Source organism: Peribacillus sp. NPDC056705 (genome assembly GCF_043656335.1).
Genome location: NZ_JBHTYI010000001.1, coordinates 229,040 through 254,300, shown reverse-complemented (window position 1 = coordinate 254,300; position 25,261 = coordinate 229,040). Strand labels below are relative to the sequence as shown.

Here is a 25,261-nt window from a genome sequence, read left to right as displayed (position 1 = left end):
ATAAAGTGCCTGCCCACCTCATCACATTGTCAGGAATCGTAAACTGAACGCAGGGTCCGGTCCACCTATAAAGCTTTGCACATTCACTGACCCGTCCCATCATGACGCATGAGCGGCAATAGGTGCAATCTTGCTTGCAAATCTTGCAAGGGAAAGTATAAAACAACGTTTGATCTTTGTTACCGCAGCGTACACAGTTATAACTGCCGTTCCCCGATTGCACGCCGCAAGTTTCCGAGACATACCCATTCTTGAGGTGCTCTGCGAGGAGTTCTTGGGAGAAGGGGATTTCGAAGGCCAAAAGGTGTTTTCCTGTGAGATGGTTCTGGAGTTCCGGGGAATAAGGGGGGGAAATGCTCATGTTTTCCAAATTGCAGCCTCCTTTTCTTAATAAATTACACTCCCCCTTATCATTCGCTTTTTACTCCCGGATTCCTTTTTCCTCCATGAAAAAACGCCTTTCAGTAAAGGCGTCACAGTTTAAATTTTATACCAGCCCATCCCCATTGAACCTTCTCCCAGATGCGTTCCGATTACTGGACCGAAGTAGCTGATGCCGAACTCGACATTTGGGAACCAACCCTTAAAGCCATTACTTTTCCTTTCCGATTAGGGTGCTGTGAGTGGACAGTCAATTATTTAGGCAACAGCCTTGAAAATAAAACTATAAAAAGAGCAGGAATTAGCCTGCACTTTCTTTTTAAATTAATCGAGAGTAAATGTATCCGTGTGTTGTTTGCTATTTTTTTCCCACGTTACGGAAATTTTATAGGTTAATCCCTTTTTAGGAGCATCTGCTTGGTAAAAGTCAGGGTAGTCTAAAGGGTTAATCTTGTGGACTATACCATCCTCACTTTTACCAGGAGCAAAGTCGGTTACCTCAACTAAGACTTTATCATCTTCCTGAAAAATAATTTTTTTAACTACTGCATCTTTATTCTTGTTACTCTGCTTAATAGAAGCAACCCATCCATAAACTTCACTAGGATCTCTATTCTTTTTGTATGTTGCTTTCCACATATTATTTTCAGACTTCCCCCATATTTTTCCTGAAGAACTATACCAATAAAGCCCTACCAATATCACAAAAAATAATAATACGACAATCAAGATATTTTTTTTCTTCAAACATTTCACCTCCTATTTAAAATTTTATAACGCGATACTTAATCCAATCAGGACTCATGTTTTTGAAGTTCCTTTTAAGATTATTATCTGTGTGGCCTGATAAATATAGGGTGCCATTAGATTTTTCATAAACAAACATAGAATGAGAGTATCTTGTTTTATGCTTTTTCTTAAACTGAATTACATCCCCTTCATCTTCATAACTAATTAGCGTAGATTTACTAGCACTACTTTTTGTAGACTGAGTTTTACTCCAGAAGGCATAAAAATCACTTACGTAAACCCATGAAGAAGACCTTTTAAAATATAGAACTTTAGCACCATAGCACTTAAACAATATACCAATAATTAGTAGTTCTGTATACTTTAGGGATATGCTTGTACACAATCCAAATTGCAACCTCCATTTCCGGATAAATTACAATCCTCCTTATCATTCGCTTTTTACTCCATGAAAAAACGCCTTTCACTTAGTAAAGGCGTCACAGCTTAAATTTTATACCAGCCCATCCCCATTGAACCTTCTCCCAGATGCGTTCCGATTACTGGCCCGAAGTAGCTGATGCCGAACTCGACATTTGGGAACCGTGCTTCAAGTTCGGCTTTCCAGTCTCTAGCTTCACTTTCCCGTTTTGCATGAATGATGACGGCTTTATACTTCTCGCCGATTGCCGCGTCTTCCCCAAGTAAATCGGCAATCCGTTTCATCGCCTTTTTTCTTGTACGGATTTTTTCGAACGGGACGATGACTTTATCAACAAAATGGAGGACAGGCTTCACTTGAAGCAGGCTGCCAATCAATGCTTGGGCACTGCTTAAGCGGCCGCCGCGCTGCAGATGGGATAGATCATCTGCCATGAAGTAGGCCCTTACCGATGGTTTCATTTCTTCGAGCCTTGCCATGATTTCCTCTGCACTTTTACCATCAAGTGCCATCTTTGCCGCCTCGATCACGTAAAACCCCTGTACCATGCAGCTGATTTCCGAATCAAAGGCATGAACCCTAATCCCTTCGACCATTTCACCTGCAGATACAGCTCCTTGATACGTTCCGCTGATGCCGCTCGATAAATGAATGGAAATGACATCATCATATTCTTTTTGCAGTTCCTCGAACTTCTCGACAAACTTCCCGATTGGCGGCTGTGAAGTGGTCGGCAATTTCTCCTGCATCTTCACTTCCTGATAAAACTCATCCGCAGTTATATCAACTTCCTCCCGGTAAGCTTCATTGGAAAAAATGACATTAAGCGGCATCATATGTATATGTAAACGATCACGTATTTCCTTAGGTATATATGCAGTGCTATCTGTTACGACTGCGGTTTTCATAATAGTACCATCCTTATAAAAATTTACTCTGTATCATATTCACCATTCTATCTGAAAATACCTTCATTTGCATTAATAGCTTTCTGCATTATGAAACCAAGAATATGAATCAGTTATCCACCAAAAAAAAACCGGCCCTTCAGCACGCATTGCGGTATCTGAAGAGCCGGACATATCGAACGCTTTAATTACTTCACTTCCACCCAGCCATTTTTAATAGCTAGGACAACCGCTTGTGTACGGTCATTCACATTCATCTTCTGTAGAATGTTACTCACATGGTTCTTGACTGTCTTTTCACTGATATATAGAGTTTCTCCGATGGCCCGGTTGCTTTTCCCGTCCGCTAAAAGTTGAAGCACTTCACATTCGCGTCGAGTCAATAGGTGAAGCGGCCTCCTGATTTCTATCGTATGTACGGAATCACGATCAGCACCCTCTTCAGCTGCTAAGCGGCGATATTCTTTAACTAAATTATGGGTCACCTTCGGATGAAGGTATGAGCCGCCTTCAGCGACTACACGCACAGCATCAATCAACGCATCTGCGTCCATTTCTTTCAAAAGATAACCTTGTGCTCCTGTTTTCAATGCATGCTGCACGTAGTTTTCATCATCATGAATGGAAAGGATGATGACTTTTGTTTCAGGGTAACGGTTCACGAGCATTTTTGTTGCTTCGACCCCATTCATGGTCGGCATGTTGATATCCATGATAACAACATCAGGTTTATGTGTTTCAACGAGGTCCATCGCTTCGCTTCCGTCATCACCCTCGGCAACAACATCAAAGGATGATTCAAAATCTAATATGCGCTTTACGCCTTCACGGAAAAGCTGATGGTCATCGATAATGATGATACTAGTCTTCAACGGCTTCTTCCTCCTAGTTTCTATTTAATATGTCTATTCACTATAATTTATCATGGTAGGGAACTTGTATAAATACCAAAGTGCCTGCCCCCGGTTGTGAATCGATCGTCATTTCACCCTCCAGCAGCTCGACCCTTTCCCTCATTCCTACCAAGCCAAATGAACCTTCTTTTTGAATCGAAGAGTCAAACCCCTTTCCATCATCTTTGACGACGACGGTTACCATCTCCTTGGAAATCGACAGTTTAACTTGAATCTGTTTGGGGTCCGCATGCTTCAATGAATTTTGTACAGCCTCTTGGACCAGCCTGAATAATGCGACCTCCATATCGGAAGGAAGCCTTTTGACCTGTCCAAGGTTGACGAAATTCAGGTTCACGCCATTATTATAGTCTTCGGTCGTTTGCAGGTACTTTCTGAGGGTAGGTACAAGGCCTAAATCATCAAGCGCCATAGGGCGAAGGTCATAGATGATCCTGCGCACTTCATATAAAGCATTCCTTACCATGACCTTCAAACTGCGGATTTCCACTAACGCTTCATCAGGGCCTCTCTCCCGCTGCACTCGTTCTATCAAGTCTGAGCGCATCATGACGTTTGCCAGCATTTGCGCAGGACCATCATGAATTTCTCGTGAGAGCTTTTTACGTTCCTGCTCCTGGGCCTCGATTATTTTCAGGCCGAAGTCCTGTTTGCGTTTCGCTTCTTGAAGGGCTTCTCCCACAAATTTAAGATCCTGTGTCAAATAATTCTGCACTACCGATATTTGCGAAACGAGATGCACCGCTTTATCGATCGTCTGCTGAAGACCCCTTAACCTTAACTCAAGCTCATCCCGGCGATTACGGAGCTCTTTCTCCAATTGCCGGTTAATTTGTAAATCGACTTGCAGCTTATGTGCCCTTTCATAAGCATCGCGCACCTGTTCTTCAGAAAAATGGTTGAAGTGCATACTGACTTCTGAAAGCCTTTTTCGAGCAAACCTGGCTTTCGAATCCAATGCATCGCTGTCGGTTATCACAATGGCAACCCTGATTTTCACATCATCAAGCTCTTTTGATAATGTCTCGAAATCCTTTCGGCATTGTTCGCCGATATCAAAGACCTCATCCTTACTCTCACTAACAGTGCTCACCATTGTTTCTAAGATCTTGTCCAATGCTTTAGCATCAACCTTTTTTATGGACATTAAGATCCCTCCACTTAAATCAAAAGACTTAAACAATTTATTGTCTTAAAGACTATGTATATGGAAAAAAGTTCTTTCCCTTTTTCATGAATGGCTAAATTTCTGGAAACTTTTGTATGAAGTAACCTTCATGAACATATTGTACCAAAAAAAGATTAAAAATACGTTAATTCCCTTTTATGATTTCCTAAAATGTACCTTTTTACTATACATCCATATTCCCGGCCATTAAGTCTGCCTATTAAAGGCAGAAAGCCGTTTCTATTATCCTAATACAAAATATCCTTTTCAATCAAATGGGATATTCTTCTCCATTGATTATCTTATGAAATAGATGCATTTATTAAATGGCAAAATCCCTGAAATGAGAGGACGCGTTAAAGCAAAGCCAGGATAATGGCACAGAACTCATGTTTTTCCTAAAATGTTATTCTTTTAAGAATATATGACCAGCAAATAACAATAACAGGCAATGAAATTAATTATAACACGTACAGCTTTTTCTTATATTAAAGTTTCTTTACACATGCGGTATGTAAATGAATCGTCATTGCCACTTTTTCCCCAAAGCCTTATAATAAATCAACTAATAGGAAGTACGAAGGTGGAATAGTAATGCTCACTCAATATTTAACGGTGGCAGGTCGCGGCGAACATGAAATCATCATTGAAAAATCCCGTTTTATTTCCCACATCGCCCGAGTTGAAACCGAAGATGCCGCACAGGCCTTTATCCAGGAAATCAAGAAAAAGCACAAAGATGCTACACATAATTGTTCCGCTTATATGATCGGGGAACAAAATCAAATCCAAAAAGCCCTCGACGATGGGGAACCGAGCGGAACGGCGGGCGTCCCTATCCTGGAAGTACTTAAGAAAAAAGAACTGAAAGACACCGCTGTTGTTGTCACACGGTATTTTGGCGGCATAAAACTTGGTGCTGGCGGTCTCATTCGCGCTTACAGCAAAGCGACTTCAGAAGGAATCAATGCAACTGGTGTGGTCGTAAGAAAACTAATGCGGGTCATTTCAACAACCGTCGAATATACCTGGCTTGGGAAATTGGAAAACGAATTGCGATCCTCCATTTATCAAATAAAGGAAATTCAGTACCTTGATCAGGTCAATATCCTTGTATATGTCGAGGAAACACAAAAAGAGACATATACCGCATGGATTACAGAGCTGACAAACGGTCAAGGCCATATCACTGAGGAAGAAATGCTTTATCTGGAAGAGGAATTCGCCTGAGAAACTTCTGCATATTTTTCCTTTTTTATGCTGTAATATAATTGAAAAGAAATATTTATTTTACGAAATTATTAAATCATTGTAAAATTAGGTGTGATATATGACGAAATATAAACTGTAGGATTCGAAAAATAGCGATATATGTCTGATATTCGTTATTTAAAAGGAGAAGAAAAAGATGTCTACTACTAGGCGTGTTTATAAAATTAAAAAAACTAAGAAAAAAAGGCGAAAGAGGCTTTGGTTGTTGCTTGTTCCCCTGCTGGTACTTGGTCTGGGAGCTTCTACGTATGCTGCGACCCTGTATATGAAAGCCCAGAACGTATTCAGTGATTCTTATGACCCTGTGGAGGCATCAGCAAAGCGAAATGCAGCGATCGACCCGCTCGAAGATAATTTCTCGATCCTTTTCATAGGGATCGATGATAGTAAGGACCGTGACTTAAAAGGAAATTCCCGCTCGGATGCTTTAATTCTGGCCACATTCAATAAAGATCAAAAATCTATAAAACTATTAAGCATTCCACGTGATTCCTATGTGTACGTGCCAGCCAAAGGCGTAACCACGAAAATCAACGCGGCCCACGCAGCCGGCGGACCAAAGGCGACGATGGACACCGTAGAGGAGTTATTCGATATCCCTGTCGATTATTATGTTCGCATGAACTTTAATGCTTTCATCGATGTCGTAGATTCATTGGATGGTATCGAAGTAGATGTCCCTTATGAAATAAATGAAATCGATTCACATGACAAAAAGAATGCCATCCATCTTGAAGAAGGATTACAGACCGTTGATGGTGAGGAAGCATTAGCGTTTGCACGGACACGTAAAAAGGATAGTGATATCCAACGCGGTGAACGTCAGCAGGAAGTCCTAAGGGCCATCATTGCCAAAGCAACCTCTGCCGGATCACTGACGAAATATACAGATGTAATGGAAGCTGTCGGTGACAATATGACAACGAACCTTCAATTCTCACAAATGAGAGGTTTTATAAAATATGTAACTACCGATAAAGGACTCAATCTTGAAACCATCAAACTCGAAGGTCAGGATTCTACCATTAACGGAACCTATTATTATCAGCTGAACGATACATCAGTAGCGAACACTAAGCTGTTGCTTCAATCCCACTTGAACCTGGGACCGAATGAAGGCAATCAAACTGAAGCAGTTCAATCACAAATACAAGAATAACGTGAGGCCCCCCACTCGTCATGAGTGGGGGTTTCCTTTTCAGCTTAACTTATATGAAATGACATGCTTAGCATACAGCCTTAAATGTTCCACTCTCAATACAGCAAAAAAAGCCACCAACCGTTTCTTTAAACGATTGGTGGCTTTTATTTATATTAGCTAATCTAGTAATCTATTTCCAAAATGGTCATGGCTTGTTTTTAAAGTTGAGCATCTTGAGCAACGGCTGGTAGTTTGAATTGACCAAACCAATTTTCTCCACAAAAATCTCTATGATCAGCAGGAGTCCCGTCACAAGGATCAAAGCTCCCCACATCGTTGCAAATGAAAAGATTATGGCCGCTAAGCCAAAGCAAGCAGCTAAAGCGTAAATGAGCAAGACAGTCTGCTTATGAGTGAATCCCAAGTTTATCAAACAGTGATGTAAATGGGATTTATCAGCAGCCGAGATCGGCTGTTTATTGACGACCCTGCGGATAATCGCGAAAAATGTATCCGAAATGGGAACACCCAAAATGATGATCGGTACGATCAATGAAATCATCGTAACGTTTTTAAACCCTAACAGGGATAGAACGGCAATGATGTAACCTAAGAATAATGCACCTGTATCTCCCATGAAAATCTTTGCCGGATGAAAGTTATATTTCAAAAAGCCAAGAGTGCTTCCAATCACGATCAATGCAACCATAGCAACAAATATGTCCCCTTTAATAAGGGCCATGGTTGCAATTGTCACCAATGCGATCGTTGAGACACCGCCTGCAAGGCCATCCAGTCCATCTATCAGGTTTATTGCATTAATGATGCTGACTATCCACAAAATTGTGATCGGTATACTAAAAACACCAAATTCAAGTGTATCGGTAAAGAACGGCAAATTGATGAATTCCACTTCAAGACCGCCCCATAATACGATAATGAGGGCCGCCAAAACCTGGCCCAGGAATTTGGGCGCAGCTCTTAGTTCAAAAATATCATCAGCCATCCCGATCAAAATGATGACAAGGGCTCCCACCAGAAGGGGCAACTGCTCCCGAAAGTCATTCATGAAAAGTAAGAAGGTAATGAAAAAACTCAAAAATATAGCTAAACCGCCCATGCGCGGCATAATTTTACTATGCACTTTTCGCTCATTCGGTTTATCGGTAGCTCCTAATTTAAAGGCCAGCTTTCCGACAAAAGGAGTCAAAAAAATGGATAATAAAAAGGCTACCAACAAGGCCCCTATTAACATCAAGAACCACCTCAATTCCACTAAAAATCTAATACCCGTATCGTTCTATATGAAAACCTATATATAAATGCTTATTTTAATTTTTCATCCTCAAATAAACATTATATACGTTTTTGGCTAAAATCTCTATAGAAAAGTTGCTTTTTGCAAATTTTTGTAAATCCGACCCTATCTTTGTCAGGTCTCCGGATTTTTTTAATTCCATGGCATTGCAGATGGCCAATTTCAGCTGTTCAACATTGCCGATATCCGTAATCCAGCCCTTGCTCCGATCTGGAATCAATTCCTGTACACCTCCGACATCACTTGTGATTGCCGGAAGACCCGATCTTGCTCCTTCAAGCAAAACAAGTGGAAAACTTTCGCTTAATGAAGTCAATAATGTGATGTCCCCTAACGGATAGATTCGTTCTAAATCTTCACGATACCCTAAAAAGTGCACATGATCGGATAATCCCTTTTCCGAGACCATCTCTTCCAGAGCAGATCTCCTGCTCCCGTCCCCTGCAAGCAACAGCTTCACATTCGGGAATTCCGATACCACTTCACTTAATGCCGCTAAAGCAAATTCATGGCCTTTCACCGGTTCAAGCCTTGCAGGCATGATGACGATGAAATCATCCTTCCCGAACCCGAAATCTTCTCTTTGAAGCGGGAAAGGCAATTCCGTTTCAAAGTCAATTCCGTTTAGGATCTTTGTTATTTTTGAAGAATGGATTCCTTTATCAATCAAGTCTTGCTTAAAGCGGTCGGAAACTGCCAGTATATGATCGGCATATTGAAATGACCTTACATGAAGGCCTGTAAACAATTTCCCTTTTACGCCCTGCCCCAAAAAGTCATGATGAGGTGAACTGTGAACAGTAAGAAGCCAAGGGCATTTGATGAGGCGCTTTATAAAGGCACCATATATATTCGCCCGCGGACCATGTGTATGGATGATGTCTATATTATTTAGACGGATAAAGTCCCGTAAAGGTTTCAAAATTGAAAGGTCATATTTGGATTGTTGCTTGAAAAGTTCGGTTTGTATCCCGGAAGCCATGGCCCGCCGGTAAAGTTCACCTTCTTCAAATACACCAAGCAAACATTCCTCTTTATTCAATTGGTTCAGTAAGGACATAATATGAAACATTCCGCCGCCAGTTTCATTACCAGCGTTTAAATGCAAGATTCTCATCCAGTCCACTCCTTATATTCAGGAACGCTGCACCGTTCTCCTTAACCGCTTAACCTTCAAAACGAATCTTGGCAGCGCAAGCATCCGTTTCCAGCGCGAAGGTTGCTGGATCAGTCGGTACAACCATTCAAGACGCATCTTTTGCCAAATAACCGGGGCGCGGTTCACCTTTCCCGCAAGGACATCAAAGCTTCCCCCAACTCCCATGAATAACCCCTTATTGAATAGCCCATAGTGCTTGGAAACCCATTTCTCCTGCCTAGGGAACCCTAATGCAGTCAAAATGATGTCAGGTTCAAGATCCGCTATCGACTTAGGCAGGGCATCATCCTTTATATCAATGTAACCATGGTTGTATCCCACCAACTCGAGACCCGGATATGATTCTTTTACTTTCAGGGCCGCCGCTTCTATCACGCTTTCCTCCGCTCCAAGCAGGTACACCTTCAGCGCTTTTTCATCAGCAACCCGAAATAATTCATTCATCAAGTCGAATCCAGTAATCCGCTCTTGTAAAGGTTGATTTAGCCATTTAGAGGCCATAATAATACCAACGCCATCCGGAGTGATGTAATCAGCAGATATAATGATGTCTTTATAATCCTGATGTTCATTTGCATACTCAACTATTTCCGGATTTGCCGTAACGATAAACGTTTTTTCCTGATTCATCAATCTTGGATAGATCATTCCATTCATGAATTCATCCATATTGCTATCAATGAATGGTATGGATAGTATCTCAACAAACTTTTCTGTCATTTCACTTCAGCCTTTCATATGTACTATACATCTAAAGGGTGGGGTATTATTCAAGAAATTTTTTCATACACATCATAGAACGTGATTTTTGATTCAAAGGTGGTTAATCAATTGAAGTTTATAGAGAAGCAATCGTTATCCATTCTATTTCTGTGCCTGCTCGTCCCATCGGCAGTTCCTCACCCTATCGCCGGTTACATGGCAACGGCGCTGATGCTCATTTTTATCGGTATAAATAAAAAAAACCTGTTATTAATTCTATTCATTTATTTCCCTGCCCGTCCCTTATTGATGGAACTGAATAGCGGCTTAACCTATACAGGTGACTTGATCATTCTCACCTTATTCATTTCTTTGCTTATTGAAAGATTCAAAAAGAACGAATGGCAATTTTCAAAATACCATTTTACTGCGCCATTTTGGTTGTTTTGTTTAATTGGTGCCGGGGCTGCACTCATAACCGGAGTGGGAATCCTCCCCATCCTATTTGAACTCCGTGCATTGCTTATTACATTCTTGCTTCTTTACATTATCGGTGAATTAAATCTAGAAAGAAAGGATATCTTTCTCTTTTTAAAGGTAATCCTAATATTTACAGTCTTACTTTGCCTGCATGGCATCGTGGAGAAAATCTTTTCACGTACGGTCCTGCTTCCCCATGCTTGGGAAATGTGGAATCTTTCTCCTATAAACCGGATGAGGATTTATGGAGCACCGGCCAATCCTAATGTATTTGCCTTATTCTTAAGCATCCAGTTATTCCTTAGTTTCTTTCTATTTCAGTCGCTGAAAAAATATAAATGGATCGTCTTCCTGGCAGCCATCCTGTTTTCCGGAACGTTACTGCTTACCTACTCACGGGGCACGATGATTGCATTTGGGTTCTCGGCGCTTGTCTTTATGATATGGACTAGAAATAAACCATTTCTCAAATATGCCGTAGGAGCACTTTGTCTCGGCCTGCTTCTTATTTATTACCCAGTTTTATTTGCATCAAGTAAAGTGGAGGTATCCGCATCGATTCCCATGGAAAATATGGTAATTGGCAGCACCCCCTCCCATGAACACGAACATGCCCTCTCCAATCGTTTTTCAGAGATGTTCTCTGATAAAACTCTGCACCAAAGTACGGAATGGGGCCGGTTATATGTCCTAATCAAAGGAATTGAAATTTTCACAGATCACCCGATAATCGGTACCGGGCTAGCAACCTTCGGAGATTCTGCCACACTTTCCTATTCCTCACCAATCTATCAGGATTACCAAATTGGTGAAAGGATGTATACCGATAATCAATATATCCAGATTCTGGTCCAAACTGGCGTATTAGGATTTCTTGCAGTCCTTGCATTCATCTTTTTCACCTGCCGTAAAATCCTTAAATTGGGAAATGGCACTTTAGCAGCGTTCACCATCTGCCTGATGTTGGCCGCATTATTAGCAGGACTTTTCTACAATATTCTCGAAGATAAAACGTTTACGCTGATATTTTACAGTTGTTTGGGAATCTGTTTACAGAAGGACATCATTTTAAAGGATTGAAAATATGCCTACTCTTTCACATGTCATTAAATCGGTCGGGCTCGTCACCATTATTGCAGCCATTGGAAAAGTCCTCGGTTTCGGTCGGGAATCGATCATAGCCGCCTATTTCGGGGCATCATCACTGGCAGATGTTTTTTTCGTGGCAAGCCTCATACCAACCATTCTTTTTACGGCTCTCGGCAGCGGTCTTCAGGCCGGCGTTATCCCTATTTACTTGGAAAAGAAAGCGGACAATCCGGTGAAAGCTGATGAATTCATCAGTGTTTTAGGCTCTTTCTTTATGCTGGTAGCCGGAGTCCTGACCATTGCCTGCATGATTTTCATAAAGCCGCTCGTCATGTTGACAGCCCCGGGTTTCTCTGAGCCTGAGCTTGCCCTGACGGAGTCACTGACCCGGATCATGCTGCCAAGTTTACTATTTTTCACGCTTTCATACATGGCGACGGGGGTCCTGAATGCGAATAAGCGTTTTATTCTGCCGGCACTCACTTCAACTGCACAAAACACGGTCATTATAGCAGCCACTGTATTGTTCGCTGCTCCGTTTGGGATTGAAGGATTGGCTTGGGGCTTTTTATTCGGTGCAGCAAGCCAGTTCCTTATTCAATACCCATCATTGAAGAAATACGGAATCCGGCCCATCGTCGCTTTCCTGCCCCATAAAAGGCAGATCGTTCAAACACTGTACACCTTTTATCCAATCATCATCGCCGCTTTGGCGATCCAGTTGAATAGTGTCGTCGATCGGATTATTGCGACTTCGCTCGAAACAGGGAGCGTATCGGCACTGAACTATGCGAATCGCCTGCTGTGGCTGCCATTAAGCATTGTCCTCACGCCCCTGATTACCGTATTGTATCCTTCAATCGTCGAGCGTGCACTTATAGGCTATCGCTCTTTCCTTAATTTGACCTTAAAGGGATTGAAGTCGCTATTATTTTTAGCGATTCCTTTCATGGTCGTCATGTTAATCAGCGGAAACAGCTTAATCACTCTGGCTTTCCAGCGCGGGGCCTTCGATGCTTCAGCAACCGAGGTGACTTATAGGGCATTCATCTTTTATTCAGCTTGCCTCCCGTTCTTTGCACTGCGGGATTATCTGATGAACGCTTTCTACGCCTTGAAGAAAGTGAAAGTGGCCATGTATTCCTGCCTGGTTGCCGTATTACTTAACGTCCTGCTTAGCTGGGTCCTATCACGTTATCTCGGCGTCGGCGGAATCGCTTTAGCATCAGGCATTTCCATGCTCCTGCAATCTCTCTACCTTTTCGGCTACCTATGGCTAAAGACAGATAGAACGGACAAGGCCGCTTTCACGGATGTTTTTCAGGAAAGCAGCAAGCTTGCCATCATCGGAATCATCATTTACGGACTCGCTCTCTGGATCCATCCGTTAACCATGACGTTACCCATCATCATGGAATTAGTGATCATTTCGCTGCTGGTATTCGGATTATATCTCGCATTATCCATTCTTTTTAAAGTAAGCAGCCTGCAAGCGCTGAAAAGGATTGGGTCATCCAAGTAATTCATTAGAAGAAGGAGTGCCATTATGAACATTTTAATCACGACGATTTTCAACTACCCTCATGAAGGAGGGCTATCGAGCCATATCACTACGTTAAAAAAGGGTTTAATGTCGCGGGGCCATGATGTGGACATATTATCTTTCTCTCAATTGCCACCTTTCAAGAGGAAGATGCTCGCCCAGGCTCCAGGATTTTTATTAAATAAAGTAAAACAGGGGAGCGGCCAGCTTTTCAATGACCGGCAACGACAAAAATTATTGGCTTCATCTATTAAAGCCTTGAAAAAGAACTATGATGTCATTAATTCTCAAGACATTTTCGCAACGCTCGCCTCCATCGAATCCGGGATACCAACGGTGCAAACCGTCCATGGGTATTATTCATTCGAGGCAGTCAGCAGGGGCGCCCTTCTTCCGGATAGTGAAGAAGATTTGATGATTCGGGAGCTGGAAAGGAAAGCTTATCAGTCAGCTGCAAAAGTGGTGACGGTCGATCGAAGGATCAAAGACTATATAAATCATTTGGCACATATAGAGGCGGATACGATCAAGAACTTCATTGACGTATCTGCTTTCAAACCGGAAATGGCAAAGCGGGTGCAAACCCGCCGGGACTTTCAAATACCCCTACATAAAAAGATGATTTTCGTTCCGAGAAGAATGACGGAAAAGAACGGTGTCATCTACCCGCTCCTGGCTCTGCCGGAGGTGCTGGAAAATCATCATGAAACGGTATTGGTCTATGCAGGTACAGGAGAACAGCGAAGCCGGCTTGAGGAAACGGCAGCCAGGCTCAAAATATCAGATTCCGTACTTTTCCTGGGTTCAGTGCCATTCGAGAAAATGCATAATCTCTATGAAACATCGGACATCGTACTCATCCCTAGCGTTCATTCCCACGGGGTGGAAGAAGCGACTTCCATTTCTGCATTGGAAGCGATGAGTTGCCGCTCACCCGTCATTGCAAGCGCAATCGGAGGTTTAAAGGAGATTCTCATTGATGGTGAAGATGGTCTGTTAGTGGAAGAAAAAAATAAGGAAGCACTGGCACAAGCCATCTCCATTCTGCTTAAAGACGCTGAATATGCAACAAAGTTAGCTGAGAAAGCAAGATATAAAATGGAAAACGAATACTCCCACCTTTCAGCAGCCGAGCGGTTTGAGAAAGCTTATGAGGAAGTGCTGAACTAAAAAAAAGCAGACCCGAAGCCCGGGTCTGCTTTTCACTTTCATACCATTGCGGAACTACGCCTTTTCATTTGTTCTTCACGGTATTTTTTCTGTTCTTGTTTAGACATGGCGTTATATTCTTTTAAGAATGCTTCATATTGCGGCATTACTTCGTTCATGGCACCGTATGCCTTTAACTCTCCATATTCAAGCCATAAAGCCTTTTGGCAAAATTTCTTCATCTGACCGATTGAATGGCTGACAAAGAACATCGTTTTGCCTTTTTCCTTAAATTCGTTCATTTTCTCCAAACACTTTTCAGCAAAGTTTTTATCCCCGACTGATAAGGCTTCATCAATAATCAGGATATCTGGATCGATATGCACGGAAATGGAAAAACCAAGCCTGGACTTCATGCCGCTTGAGTAGGATTTCACCGGTTGGTCAATGAACTTGCCAAGTTCTGAAAACTCGATGATCTCGGGCTCAAGTTCTTTGATTTGATTTTTGTCGAATCCGAGCATCAGCATTTTCAGTTCGATATTTTCTCTGCCCGTCAACTGATTATTCAGTCCCGATGAAACGGCAATCAAAGCTGTTTTCCCGTTAGTTTGGACATTTCCGTCCGTTGGCGGGATAATACCCGCAATAATATTGGATAATGTGGATTTCCCTGATCCGTTGACCCCGACAAATCCTATTACATCGCCCTTTTCAGCTTCAAAACTTACATTCCTCAGAGCAAAATACTCTTCCCCATAGCTTTTGGGCAAAAGGAGATCCAATAATTTTTCTGAGTTTTTATTATATAATTTATATTTTTTCGTTATATCTTTGACTATTACCGATTTTTCCAACTTTTCTCACTTCCAGTTTACTTAAAGTCAACAAAGCGATCTCTAAACCTGACATGCAGCGAGGAACCTATCAAAAACAAGATGATAACGACTGCCCAGAAATAAAGCGTATATTCCCAATGCTCTATTAAATACCATGATTCCCCCAACAATGATGCTCGATACCCCTCCACAATATAATATAGGGGATTCAGCTTCATGATGTTGACTATGACAGGATGGTCCTTAGCATCCATTACCCAAAGGATTGGTGTTAAATAAAACAAGACTTTCATTAAGGACACGATTATATTATGAACGTCACGAATGATGGTTGATAATGTTGAAGAGATTAACCCAAACGAAAATAACAGCAAGACCGTCGCAACAATATAATACGGCAGCTGCAAGATATAGACTGTTGGGAGGTATCCAGTAAAACCTAATAGGATGATGATGACTCCCAGCAGCATTAAATGCTGATACAACTTGGCAAAGATGACATACGATGGGATGACACTCATCGGAAAGCTCATCTTGGATACCATATTCAGTCGGGAAAAGACGGATTTGGACGTTTGAGTTATTGAAGGATTCACAAAAAACCAGACAACGATCCCTGCCATAAGCCATGGAAGGAAATTATCACCGCGATTTAAGATTATAAATCCGAATACAAACCAATAAATAGCAATCTGTATCATCGGATTGATGATTTCCCATAGGATTCCCAGGTAGTTATTGCTGTTGGCACTTTTCACTTCATAAACAGATAAACGCCTTACCAAATAAAAACTATTGATTTGTTCTTTTAAAACGGTCAAAGCTGAACTCATAAATTACACAGACCTTCCTAAAAACACTTTTTCTACGACACGGCGTGAAGCCTGGCCATCCTCGAGTGCACAAAACCGCTCGTGAAAATGATTGATATCATTGGTATTTTCGTATTTCACCGTCTTGATACTATCAATGACCGCATCAGATGTTTTGACTAACAAACCAGGTGCATTCTTTTCAAAGTCAAAGTAAAACCCGCGAAGCTTGTCCCTGTAATTTTCAATATCATATACATAGAAAAGCATCGGACGCTGTAAATTTGCGTAATCAAAGAATACAGATGAATAATCAGTTATTAATAAATCCGAAATAAGATACAAATGACTGATATCCTCGTAACCGGATAAATCATAGGCGAATCCATGATACGCCGATAAATCCAAATTCTCTGAAACCAAGTAATGAAGACGGAGCAGAATGACATACTCCTCACCCAATTCCCGTTTCATTCGATCCAGATCCAGCTTTATTTCAAACTTATATTTTCCCTTACTATAGAACTCATCGTCCCTCCAAGTAGGGGCATATAAAACGATCCTTTTCTCTATTGGTATACCCAACTTCTGTTTCAATGAGTCGATTGTATCACGATTATCCCCATTGTAAAGTATATCATTACGAGGATAACCAGTTTCCAGAATTTTAGAAGTATCGACATTGAAGGCCCTGGCAAAAATTTCACTGGAATAAGCATTCGGTGAAATTAAATAATCCCATTTACTTGATTCGGCATGGAAATTTTCTTTATATTGATCCGTCGTTGTTCCAGGCATATGAACTTCATCCATATCCGCCGCAAGTTTCTTTAATGGAGTACCATGCCACGTTTGCAAATAGATCGTGTGCTTCGGCTTCGGAATCCAAAGCGGGAGCCTGCTGTTCGTTACCCAATAATGGGCCCTTGTCATTTTGAGCAGCCAACTGAATGAAAAACGATTGAGATATGGGATGCCTGCCTCTTCGAAATGAGCTGTATATCTTTTATCCACGCTCCAATACATTTTATATTCAGGATGGTGACTCTGCAAGTATTCATAAATCGCCCGGGGATTGCAGCTATACTGCTTGCCCAAAAAGCTTTCGAAAATAACAAGCTTCCGGTCCACCGGCAATACTGTGCCAGCCATTGCAAAAGCCATTTTATATCCTCTTAAAAAAATTGCTTTAGCCTTATTTTTAACTAGCGATAGAAAGGAAGGTCTCTTTGAGGTTTGTACTTTTTCATTTGACATATCCGATCTCCCTTTTTATTGATGGCTCTTTTCGTAAAGATTGTTGTTTTTAAAAACTAAACGATTTAAGGTTGATTGGAGCGCAAGTGCGAGACTCCTGCGGGAGCAGCGGGACAGGTGAGACCCCACATGCGTTTACGCCGAGGAGGCTCACCGCCCGCCCCGCGGAAAGCGAGCATCTGGAGGGGAAATCAACCACACCGCTTTACTTTGTAAATAGCAACAAAGTATGCGAAAACAGCCTTATTGATTAATGATAATGGAACCATGCTAATAAATCGAATGAAAAATAAGCTCGCCCAATAGAAGGGAGAGCTTATTTTTGGTGTACTCCTAACAGCTACTCCAAAGACTTAATTGCCAGTCCCAAATTATTTGCCACTGTTGTATAAAACTCCACATTTTTCTTATTATACGTCATCTTATTTTTCAGGATCCTTTTAATATTCACCAATTGATAATCATTGTAGCGAATGAACACCGTAAATAACGACTTTTCCATTTTATCAATTTCATCTAATGAAACAGTGAAATGGCCTCTATTACCTTCTATTTGAACTCCGCAATTGATTTCATTGTCAATTCTTGTCCTGTCACGTATCAATACAGAATCTATGTTGTCTATATCATCACCATAAATCTCAAAACTTTGGTGGTAGACATTATCCATAATATAAGAATCCAGTGCACGGGCAAGCATCGGTATCCTGACAAAGCGATATTCGTCTTTCAGAAATGGAAGTTCATAATAAGGTAAACCATCTTTTATATGGTATTTTTTATTGGAATCTCGCTTTAACCATTCAAACAACTTTATGAAATCATCAATACGATCCTCCATGAATAATTCAAGTGCCAATTTATAAATAGGTACTTTGAATTCATTCTTGAAGTCATATGACAAGTTTTTCGCAGTTTCGACAGCTTCCCCTAATAGCTCAATAAAATCTTCTTTATTCTTGGATTTCACAAAGGTTTGACTGTCGAACGATTTTACAATGTCGTACTCATAAATCCGGTTAAGAGCCACCCTTTTCAATTCAATGGCCATATCCTGGGATTGAATATACTTTATTATGTCAACATCCGCTTTTCTTTTTTCTAACATATTCGTAACACGTGTTAAAGAAGATGAGTTTTCCGAAGTCCTATTGACATAATAAATAGGCTTTTTAGTAGTTGATACAGCTCTAACTTTAAAGAAAACATCAGTAAAAAACCATTTATCTTCACCGAATTTCATATTCGGAAAACCAATTTCATTTTCTTTAATCATATGCAGATTCATCATCCTGGCCGTTGGACCCATATGATAAAAAAAGTGCGGTACATCCATCGGGGTGATGCTTCTTCTTTCTTTAATGGAAGCAAACTCCCCGATTACACTCTCTGACCCAGATTCGACTTTTACCGTTTTGCCCACTACATAATCATCACCGGTTTCCTCCAGGATGTTATAGAGGCTTTCCAGTCCATCATGGGCAAGCCAGTCATCCGCGTCTAAAAAAGTGATATATTTGGATGTTCCCAATTCTATTCCAATGTTCCTCGGGGTCCCAGGTGACCCATTGTTTTCTTGAAGGGTAACGGAACAGATATTTTTATATTTAGCCGTATACTCTTGAATGATTTTATTGGTACCATCAGTCGAACAATCATCAATGATGATATATTCAATCTGATCTATGCCCATGGTTTGATTGATCACTGATTCGATCGTTTTCCTGATGAATTTTTCTGCATTATATGCTGCAGTGACTACAGTGACTTTTTTTCCTTTTCCTAAAAATTTATTCCTTAAGCTTACAGGATTATTTTTTATTGGTATATTGCTCTTTAAAAGTTCCCTCGCTTTTTGACGCACCAAGAAATTCATACGATTCCTCTCCTTTTATTTCTAGAGGTAACATAGATGTTTCGACCAGGCAGCCAATTTACCAGCTACTTAAAAGCAACAATACCCTTTATTAAAGGAATCAATCATTAAAAAATTTATCCACGATTCTCTGTGTAGCTTTACCGTCCTCTATTCCACAATACTTCTCTCTAAATAAACCATATCTCTCTTTATATTGCATGTTTATTTTATCGATATTGGTAATAGTTTCAATAATATCCTCGGTTGTTTTTAAAAATGGACCAGGTGCTTCCTTTTCAAAATCCATATAGAATCCACGGATGTTATCTCTGTAATCTTCCAGATCATACGTGTAATACAAAATCGGCCGAGCGGTATTAGCGAAATCGAACATTACTGAAGAATAATCTGTAATCAATATATCGGAAATCAGGTAAAGTTCCTGAATATCTGAATAATTGGATACGTTTATAACAAAATCCTCAAATTCACTCGGGATGCTGAGATTATTACTGATTACAACATGCATCCTTAATAATAGGATATATTCATCTCCTAGTTCTTCCTTCATTCTTTCCAAATCAAATTTCAGCTCGAAAATAAATTTATTGTTTTTCGATGTTTGATTATCCCGGAATGTAGGAGCATATAAGATGACTTTTTTTCCTTTTGGTATCTTCAGTTTTTCCATCACCGACTTGGCGATTATTGAAGAATCTTCCCTGTAAAACAAATCATTTCTTGGATATCCCGTTTCCAATATTTCACCTTCATATTTGAAAGCACTTCTGAAGGCCGTGGATGCGTATGGACTTGGGGATATTAAATAATCCCAAGTTCTCGTTGCACCATGCACTCGATTTAAGTACCCATCGTCTCTTCCTTGAATATTGTCTATATCAAATAGCATTTTTTTCAAAGGGGTACCATGCCAAGTCTGAATATAAGTCGTTTCCTTCCTTTTACTTAAATAGGTAGGGAAGTTTTGATTATTTATCCAATAACCTGCTTTGGCTAAATAATAATAGTATTCCGGACTTAAGCGTTTTATCAGCTTTGTATTCTTTCCTTTTATCGGTAAATTACCATTATATACCCAAACTTTTTTATATTTATTATCCCTTTTGACCAGTTCTTCATAGATATACTTGGGGCTATCGGCGAATTGCTTCCCTATCCCACTTTCAAAAAGAATAAGGTTCCGGTCAACCGGGATAACCCTGGACATGATTTTATAAACTTTTTTCATGACAGGGAAATATCTATCACTTTTCCTAAACCGATTCAAAATGAGTTTGGATATCGGATGGTTATATAATTTAGTTAGTGAATTCTGATCTTTTTCTGCATTTTGAATCACTTCGAATATCCTTGAATTAGAATGGACATCGCGATATTTAATAAAACGGTTGGCCTTGTCCATATACTTCTTCTTCATGACAAAATCAGTATTGGCATATTCGGCTAATACACCCAATAATTCATCCAATTCATTCACGATTTCACCAGGAAGATCGTTATCCAAATCCAAATGTGAAGGTCTTTTCCCTATGAAATGATCTCTATCAAATTGATAGTAGATAACCGGTTTATGCAGAAAACTAAAGTCAAAAGCAACACTTGAATAGTCCGTGATCATAATCGCACTTTCCTTGATTAATCTTTGGACATCCACTTCCCCCTGACTAATTACCCTAACAGGGGCATCCTTAAAATAAGATGTGAATTTCTGCATATTAGGGTGAAGGCAAAAAATGATTTCAAACCCTTCTTTTTTAGATAAATCATGTAATACCGGGTGATTCACTAATTTCTGATACCTTTCAAAATACTCGCTTTCCAAAAATATTTCATCGGAAGTAATCCAATCTCTCCATGTTGGAATGATCAATAACTGCCTCTTTGTTGAAACATCATCCTTAAACAGCGAGTCGAACCTCGAAAGTCCCGTCGCGAATACTTCTTTTTCGTTGTAACCAAAATCAGTTACAATCATATCCTTTTCAAAATCTGAACTTACCAGAAAAACATCCGTACTAAAACCGGAGACTGCATTTTTCCCGTAGTTTGCCACCATATTCTTAGTGCCCATAACACCATGTTGAAGAAAAACCTTAACTCCCTTGACACGATTTTTAAATTCGGATGTCCTTAAAGGATATAAATAATCCGGGTGATGTGATGAAATGATACGTGTCGATTCCATCGTCTTTTTAATATGATCCTTTGACTTGAAATAAAGTACATTTCCAAAGGGCTCGACGTTCTTGGCTTCCACGGAATTTTCCTCTATTACATAATACACTTCTTTTTCTGGATGATTTTCCCTCATATATTTAAAAAAGTGATATCCGGTATCCTGGGCTTTATACGTTCTTTCTCCAACTAGCCAGACATCCTTTTTCTGTTTAAATAAAGTTAGGAATCTCCTCCATCCCATCATCCTTTTTAGATACCGATAACTTTCTGTAGTGAAGTTAAACACTTCCAAAGATAAATTGGATGCTTTAAAGGTATAGTAAGGATTGACGATAGCCACTCCATCATTCGAGCTGACATCGGTCTCTTTAGTAAATAATTTAGTTCTGGTGGTTGGTCTTCCGACGCGTACCATTTTCGGCTCTTCCTGATCATGTAAATGTAGTCTCATGTAAATGTCATATACATCATCTTCCAATTCCGCACTGACTAACTGTTCTAGATCCAATCTCAAATCATATATATAACGATTAAGTCCATATTTCTTAATATTCATTTCCTCATTATGAATAAAAGATATATTTGCCTGATATTCTTTGGAACTTTGCCTTCCTTTTACAAGGCCCTCGCCTTTTATGATTCTTGAATGCTTGGTGAAAATTTGACCATTAATTTGCATGGTTTTCGACTTATTTTTAATTTTTTCAATTTGAGACTTAATCGAAATTTTAGGGACCATATTAAAGTAAAGAGATAAATTCCCTTTATTCGTTATAGAGAATATACTTTGGTTATCTTCATATTTGTAGATACTCAAATTGTTCGCGTGCGTTTCCTGGAAACGCCCGAGACGAATTGGATATTCGATATGAACCTGTTCGTTCACTTCTACATATTCAGCTTTATGTTCGATACTAAGTATCGTTTTTTTGCTCAGCCTTTCAACCGGAACGGAAACCTTTATGTAACAGTCATAAACAGTAGGTTCAACATCTTCTAATTTCCGCATTAAATCCTTCATATCTACTTTAAACTCAAATTTAGATGTGCTCACTGATTCAGCTATTTTTATTTTTTGATCTTCATTATCCCTAGAATATAGCCATAGTTCTTTTGCGCAATAATGTTCTATTGAAAATTGCCCTTTTATCAACAGTTTATTTTCCTCTTGCACAATGGTCAGAACTTGTTTCAGCTTAATTTTAGAAGCTTTTTTTGCTTTCCCTTTTCCAAGAAGCTTTTTAATCATTTTAGACCACCTATAACAAATTATTATTTAAATAAAAATGAATCATTCATTGTACTTTAAAATCATAAACTTTTTTCGGTTTTTCCTCAATATCATTAAACAGACAGGTGTTACACCCATAAATTCCCTTTAATTCCTCAGAAAAACAAAAAAGACAATATTGGTTAGTTCGAGACTGAAAATGAACATACTAAAACTAAAAACATTTCGTAAATATACTCGTTCTTCCATGTTGCCAGAATGGAAAGGGAATAGCAAAAACATGTTTCTAATTGCAAGGAAGTCTTCTAAACATCAAAGTGAACGCTTTCAAAACAGCCAACTGTTATACTTGCACTTCTATATAAATGTGAAGCGATAGATTGATGGCCTATACTTGCCCCCTCCCGCCGTTTCACCTTCACCATTAACAAGGATTTATGATGCTCCTCTAGTTGTTCTCTCCTAAACGTGGTAAAATTGTGAATGGCTTATTTTGATGGCAGCAAGATGAAATTTTCTTATCATATCGTTCATTTTAAGAATAAATACCATTCAGTATAAACCATGCATTTCTATAGATGCTTTATTATGCCCTACAGAGTAAGACAAATTAGTCAACATTTTATTTTAGCTTAAAAATTAATATTTACAATAATCATCAATGTAAAAAATTGTGGTTTATTTGTAAAAAAATTGTGGTTTATTTGTAAAGCTATTAAGTTATAATTAGTTAGAGAATGCCATTACCTAAAAAATATAGGAATAAAACAAGCAGAATTGAAATGCTAGCTGCCTGTTTCATTGTTCCATTTCATATTCTAATAGACCAAATATATATGATTTTGATTGAATAACAGTTTAAGAGTCTTAAAGGAGGAATAAAAATGAAGAAAGTAATCACTTACGGAACCTTTGATTTGCTTCATTGGGGCCATATCAATCTATTAAAACGCGCTAAAGATTTAGGAGATTATCTGATTGTTGCCATTTCGACGGATGAATTCAATGCTTTAAAAGATAAAAAAGCTTATCATAGCTTTGAAAATAGAAAAATGATCCTTGAATCAATCCGTTATGTGGATGAAGTTATACCGGAAGACAATTGGGAACAAAAGAGGGAAGACATCGTTCGTGAAGGTGTAGATATTTTTGTAATGGGTGATGACTGGAAAGGCCAATTCGATGAATTATCCGAAGTTTGTGAAGTGGTCTACCTTCCAAGGACAATCGGCATTTCGACTTCCCAAATTAAAGATGACCTTTTACAAGTTACTAATGGCTAAAGAATTCGCGATAGGGGTTTATCTTTTTTGTTTCAAAGTTTTATTCTCTATCTTTAAACTTTTCCCTTTACATGACAAAACGACCTTTGTCACATCATTCGGGGACAATTGCCAATATATCGCAGATGAAATGGACAAGCAGGACATTTCCGTTCAAAAAGTTTTTTTAATGAAATCAAGCAGTTCTATACAAGTTAGGGACGATGGGGAAACCATCGTCCTTCCGTTTGAATCAAAAAATATCATTGCCATGATCCAGTCGATTTATCATCTGGCTACATCAAAATGGATCATCATCGATAATTATTTTGGCTTTCTTTCAGCCATTGCATTCAAAAGGCAAGTGACCTGTGTTCAAGTGTGGCATGCGGCAGGTGCCGTTAAGCAATTCGGGGCAAAGGACCCTTCCATTCAAAACCGTTCAGCCGGTGCAAGGAGAAGATTTTTAGAGGTATATAAAAAATTTGATTATGTTACGGCAGGTTCAGAAATAATGGCAGGGATTTATCAGGAAAGTTTTCAACTGCCAGCATCCCATATCCTAAGGACTGGAATACCTCGGACCGATTTCTTCTTTAATGATGAATCAAAAAGAACTGCCCGTAATGCTTTGCTGGCCAAGTATCCAGAACTTGAACATAAGAAAATCATATTATATGCCCCTACATTTCGTAATGACAGCTTGAACGACGGAGAGATTGCACTTGATTTGGAATTGCTCTTCAAGGAACTTCAGGACGAAGATTATGCGTTATTACTGAAACTGCATCCAGCTGTAAAAGCAGAGCATGATTTACAAGATAAATTTCCGGGATTCATTTACCCTGTAATTAGTGAATTTCACGTTAATCAACTGCTGATCAGTACGGATCTTTTAATTACCGATTACTCATCGATACCATTTGAATTCTCTTTTTTGGGAAGACCCATGATATTCTTTGCATATGACTTAGAAAAGTATGTGCAGGAACGGGGATTCTGGGAGGACTACTCTTCTTCCATGCCTGGACCCGTGGTATCTACCACAGAAGAGCTCTTAAGGGAAATCCGTACCGCCGATCATTCATTAATGAAGATCGCTTCCTTTAACCAAAAATGGAATGAATACTCCACGGGAAATTCAAGCAGGGATTTAGTTGATTTCCTTTTTAAATAAAACCACCCACTTCGTAAAACGAAGTGGGTTTTCATTTTTTTCATGCATACCCTAAAAACAGGTGTAGTTTTACAGCAAATGACAAACGAAAACACAAAAATCCACAATGTGAAAAAAGACTCATAATATAGAAAATATTGTAGATTACAATACTCAAACCCCACCAATATAAACCAGTAAAATAATACTATTTTCCCCATGTAATAAAAATGTAATATGTTTATCCCCAAA

General features: G+C 39.6%; 19 protein-coding genes and 3 pseudogenes. 7 read left to right on the top strand and 15 right to left on the bottom strand.

All coding sequences use genetic code 11. From position 1 onward, the window contains the following. The 7 genes and pseudogenes from ACFRAK_RS01175 to ACFRAK_RS01145 all read right to left on the bottom strand — a co-directional run. Window positions 1-361 (bottom strand): annotated as a pseudogene (locus ACFRAK_RS01175) (DNA/RNA helicase); the annotation flags it as partial. Between the two features lie 119 nt (window positions 362-480). Beyond that, window positions 481-576, bottom strand: a pseudogene (locus ACFRAK_RS01170) (DegV family protein); the annotation flags it as partial. A gap of 129 nt (window positions 577-705) precedes the next feature. Further along, window positions 706-1,128 carry a DUF4944 domain-containing protein gene (locus ACFRAK_RS01165; RefSeq protein WP_394571188.1) on the bottom strand — a complete coding sequence of 141 codons (423 nt, stop codon included), beginning with the start codon at window positions 1,126-1,128 and terminating at the stop codon, window positions 706-708. A gap of 16 nt (window positions 1,129-1,144) precedes the next feature. Then, entirely contained in the window at window positions 1,145-1,465 is a 321-nt protein-coding gene (locus ACFRAK_RS01160; RefSeq protein WP_394571233.1) for an amidase domain-containing protein, read from the bottom strand. 152 nt (window positions 1,466-1,617) lie between these two features. Continuing rightward, on the bottom strand, window positions 1,618-2,460 hold the full coding sequence (locus ACFRAK_RS01155; RefSeq protein ID WP_394571187.1) for a DegV family protein: 843 nt from the start codon (window positions 2,458-2,460) through the stop codon (window positions 1,618-1,620). 188 nt (window positions 2,461-2,648) lie between these two features. Continuing rightward, window positions 2,649-3,332 carry a response regulator gene (locus tag ACFRAK_RS01150; protein ID WP_076368292.1) on the bottom strand — a complete coding sequence of 228 codons (684 nt, stop codon included), beginning with the start codon at window positions 3,330-3,332 and terminating at the stop codon, window positions 2,649-2,651. Window positions 3,333-3,372: 40 nt separating this feature from the next. Next, window positions 3,373-4,521: a sensor histidine kinase gene (locus tag ACFRAK_RS01145; RefSeq protein WP_260286781.1), complete on the bottom strand. Its 1,149-nt coding sequence runs from the start codon at window positions 4,519-4,521 to the stop codon at window positions 3,373-3,375. A gap of 615 nt (window positions 4,522-5,136) precedes the next feature. Here ACFRAK_RS01145 and ACFRAK_RS01140 point away from each other — a divergent pair. Then, window positions 5,137-5,772 carry a YigZ family protein gene (locus tag ACFRAK_RS01140; RefSeq protein ID WP_394571186.1) on the top strand — a complete coding sequence of 212 codons (636 nt, stop codon included), beginning with the start codon at window positions 5,137-5,139 and terminating at the stop codon, window positions 5,770-5,772. 178 nt (window positions 5,773-5,950) lie between these two features. Beyond that, on the top strand, window positions 5,951-6,973 hold the full coding sequence (locus tag ACFRAK_RS01135; protein ID WP_387601206.1) for an LCP family protein: 1,023 nt from the start codon (window positions 5,951-5,953) through the stop codon (window positions 6,971-6,973). A gap of 187 nt (window positions 6,974-7,160) precedes the next feature. Here the strand turns inward: ACFRAK_RS01135 and ACFRAK_RS01130 are convergent, their stop codons facing one another. The 3 genes from ACFRAK_RS01130 to ACFRAK_RS01120 form a co-directional block, all read right to left on the bottom strand. Further along, window positions 7,161-8,210, bottom strand: a complete 1,050-nt coding sequence (locus ACFRAK_RS01130; protein WP_387601209.1) for a glycosyltransferase family 4 protein — start codon at window positions 8,208-8,210, stop codon at window positions 7,161-7,163. A gap of 76 nt (window positions 8,211-8,286) precedes the next feature. Beyond that, window positions 8,287-9,390, bottom strand: a complete 1,104-nt coding sequence (locus ACFRAK_RS01125; RefSeq protein ID WP_394571184.1) for a glycosyltransferase family 4 protein — start codon at window positions 9,388-9,390, stop codon at window positions 8,287-8,289. An 18-nt stretch (window positions 9,391-9,408) separates the two neighbouring features. Beyond that, window positions 9,409-10,152, bottom strand: a complete 744-nt coding sequence (locus ACFRAK_RS01120; RefSeq protein ID WP_260286789.1) for a WecB/TagA/CpsF family glycosyltransferase — start codon at window positions 10,150-10,152, stop codon at window positions 9,409-9,411. A gap of 111 nt (window positions 10,153-10,263) precedes the next feature. Between ACFRAK_RS01120 and ACFRAK_RS01115 the strand changes: the two genes are divergently transcribed. The 3 genes from ACFRAK_RS01115 to ACFRAK_RS01105 are packed head-to-tail and all read left to right on the top strand — an operon-like array spanning window position 10,264 to window position 14,416. After that, window positions 10,264-11,694, top strand: a complete 1,431-nt coding sequence (locus ACFRAK_RS01115) for an O-antigen ligase family protein (RefSeq protein ID WP_394571183.1) — start codon at window positions 10,264-10,266, stop codon at window positions 11,692-11,694. 4 nt (window positions 11,695-11,698) lie between these two features. Next, window positions 11,699-13,225: a murein biosynthesis integral membrane protein MurJ gene (gene murJ / locus ACFRAK_RS01110; RefSeq protein WP_387601217.1), complete on the top strand. Its 1,527-nt coding sequence runs from the start codon at window positions 11,699-11,701 to the stop codon at window positions 13,223-13,225. Window positions 13,226-13,249: 24 nt separating this feature from the next. Beyond that, window positions 13,250-14,416: a glycosyltransferase family 4 protein gene (locus ACFRAK_RS01105; RefSeq protein WP_394571182.1), complete on the top strand. Its 1,167-nt coding sequence runs from the start codon at window positions 13,250-13,252 to the stop codon at window positions 14,414-14,416. Window positions 14,417-14,454: 38 nt separating this feature from the next. On the opposite strand, the gene tagH is transcribed toward ACFRAK_RS01105, so the two are convergent. The 5 genes and pseudogenes from tagH to ACFRAK_RS01080 all read right to left on the bottom strand — a co-directional run bounded on the left by tagH (window position 14,455) and on the right by ACFRAK_RS01080 (window position 22,609). After that, on the bottom strand, window positions 14,455-15,252 hold the full coding sequence (gene tagH, locus ACFRAK_RS01100) for a teichoic acids export ABC transporter ATP-binding subunit TagH (protein WP_260286794.1): 798 nt from the start codon (window positions 15,250-15,252) through the stop codon (window positions 14,455-14,457). 17 nt (window positions 15,253-15,269) lie between these two features. Then, complete coding sequence (locus ACFRAK_RS01095) at window positions 15,270-16,067, bottom strand: ABC transporter permease (protein ID WP_387601223.1); 798 nt, start codon at window positions 16,065-16,067, stop codon at window positions 15,270-15,272. 3 nt (window positions 16,068-16,070) lie between these two features. After that, window positions 16,071-17,276 (bottom strand): annotated as a pseudogene (locus tag ACFRAK_RS01090) (CDP-glycerol glycerophosphotransferase family protein); the annotation flags it as partial. Window positions 17,277-17,643: 367 nt separating this feature from the next. Further along, window positions 17,644-19,179 carry a glycosyltransferase family 2 protein gene (locus ACFRAK_RS01085; protein WP_394571181.1) on the bottom strand — a complete coding sequence of 512 codons (1,536 nt, stop codon included), beginning with the start codon at window positions 19,177-19,179 and terminating at the stop codon, window positions 17,644-17,646. A 100-nt stretch (window positions 19,180-19,279) separates the two neighbouring features. After that, window positions 19,280-22,609, bottom strand: coding sequence for a CDP-glycerol glycerophosphotransferase family protein (locus tag ACFRAK_RS01080; RefSeq protein WP_387601228.1), 3,330 nt, complete (start codon window positions 22,607-22,609; stop codon window positions 19,280-19,282). Between the two features lie 866 nt (window positions 22,610-23,475). Here ACFRAK_RS01080 and tagD point away from each other — a divergent pair. Together tagD and ACFRAK_RS01070 are read left to right on the top strand one after the other, a co-directional pair. Beyond that, window positions 23,476-23,874 carry a glycerol-3-phosphate cytidylyltransferase gene (gene tagD, locus ACFRAK_RS01075; protein ID WP_057278149.1) on the top strand — a complete coding sequence of 133 codons (399 nt, stop codon included), beginning with the start codon at window positions 23,476-23,478 and terminating at the stop codon, window positions 23,872-23,874. Beyond that, window positions 23,867-25,030, top strand: coding sequence for a CDP-glycerol glycerophosphotransferase family protein (locus ACFRAK_RS01070; protein ID WP_387601231.1), 1,164 nt, complete (start codon window positions 23,867-23,869; stop codon window positions 25,028-25,030). Before tagD ends, ACFRAK_RS01070 begins: the two co-directional genes overlap by 8 nt. Window positions 25,031-25,261 lie beyond the last annotated feature (231 nt).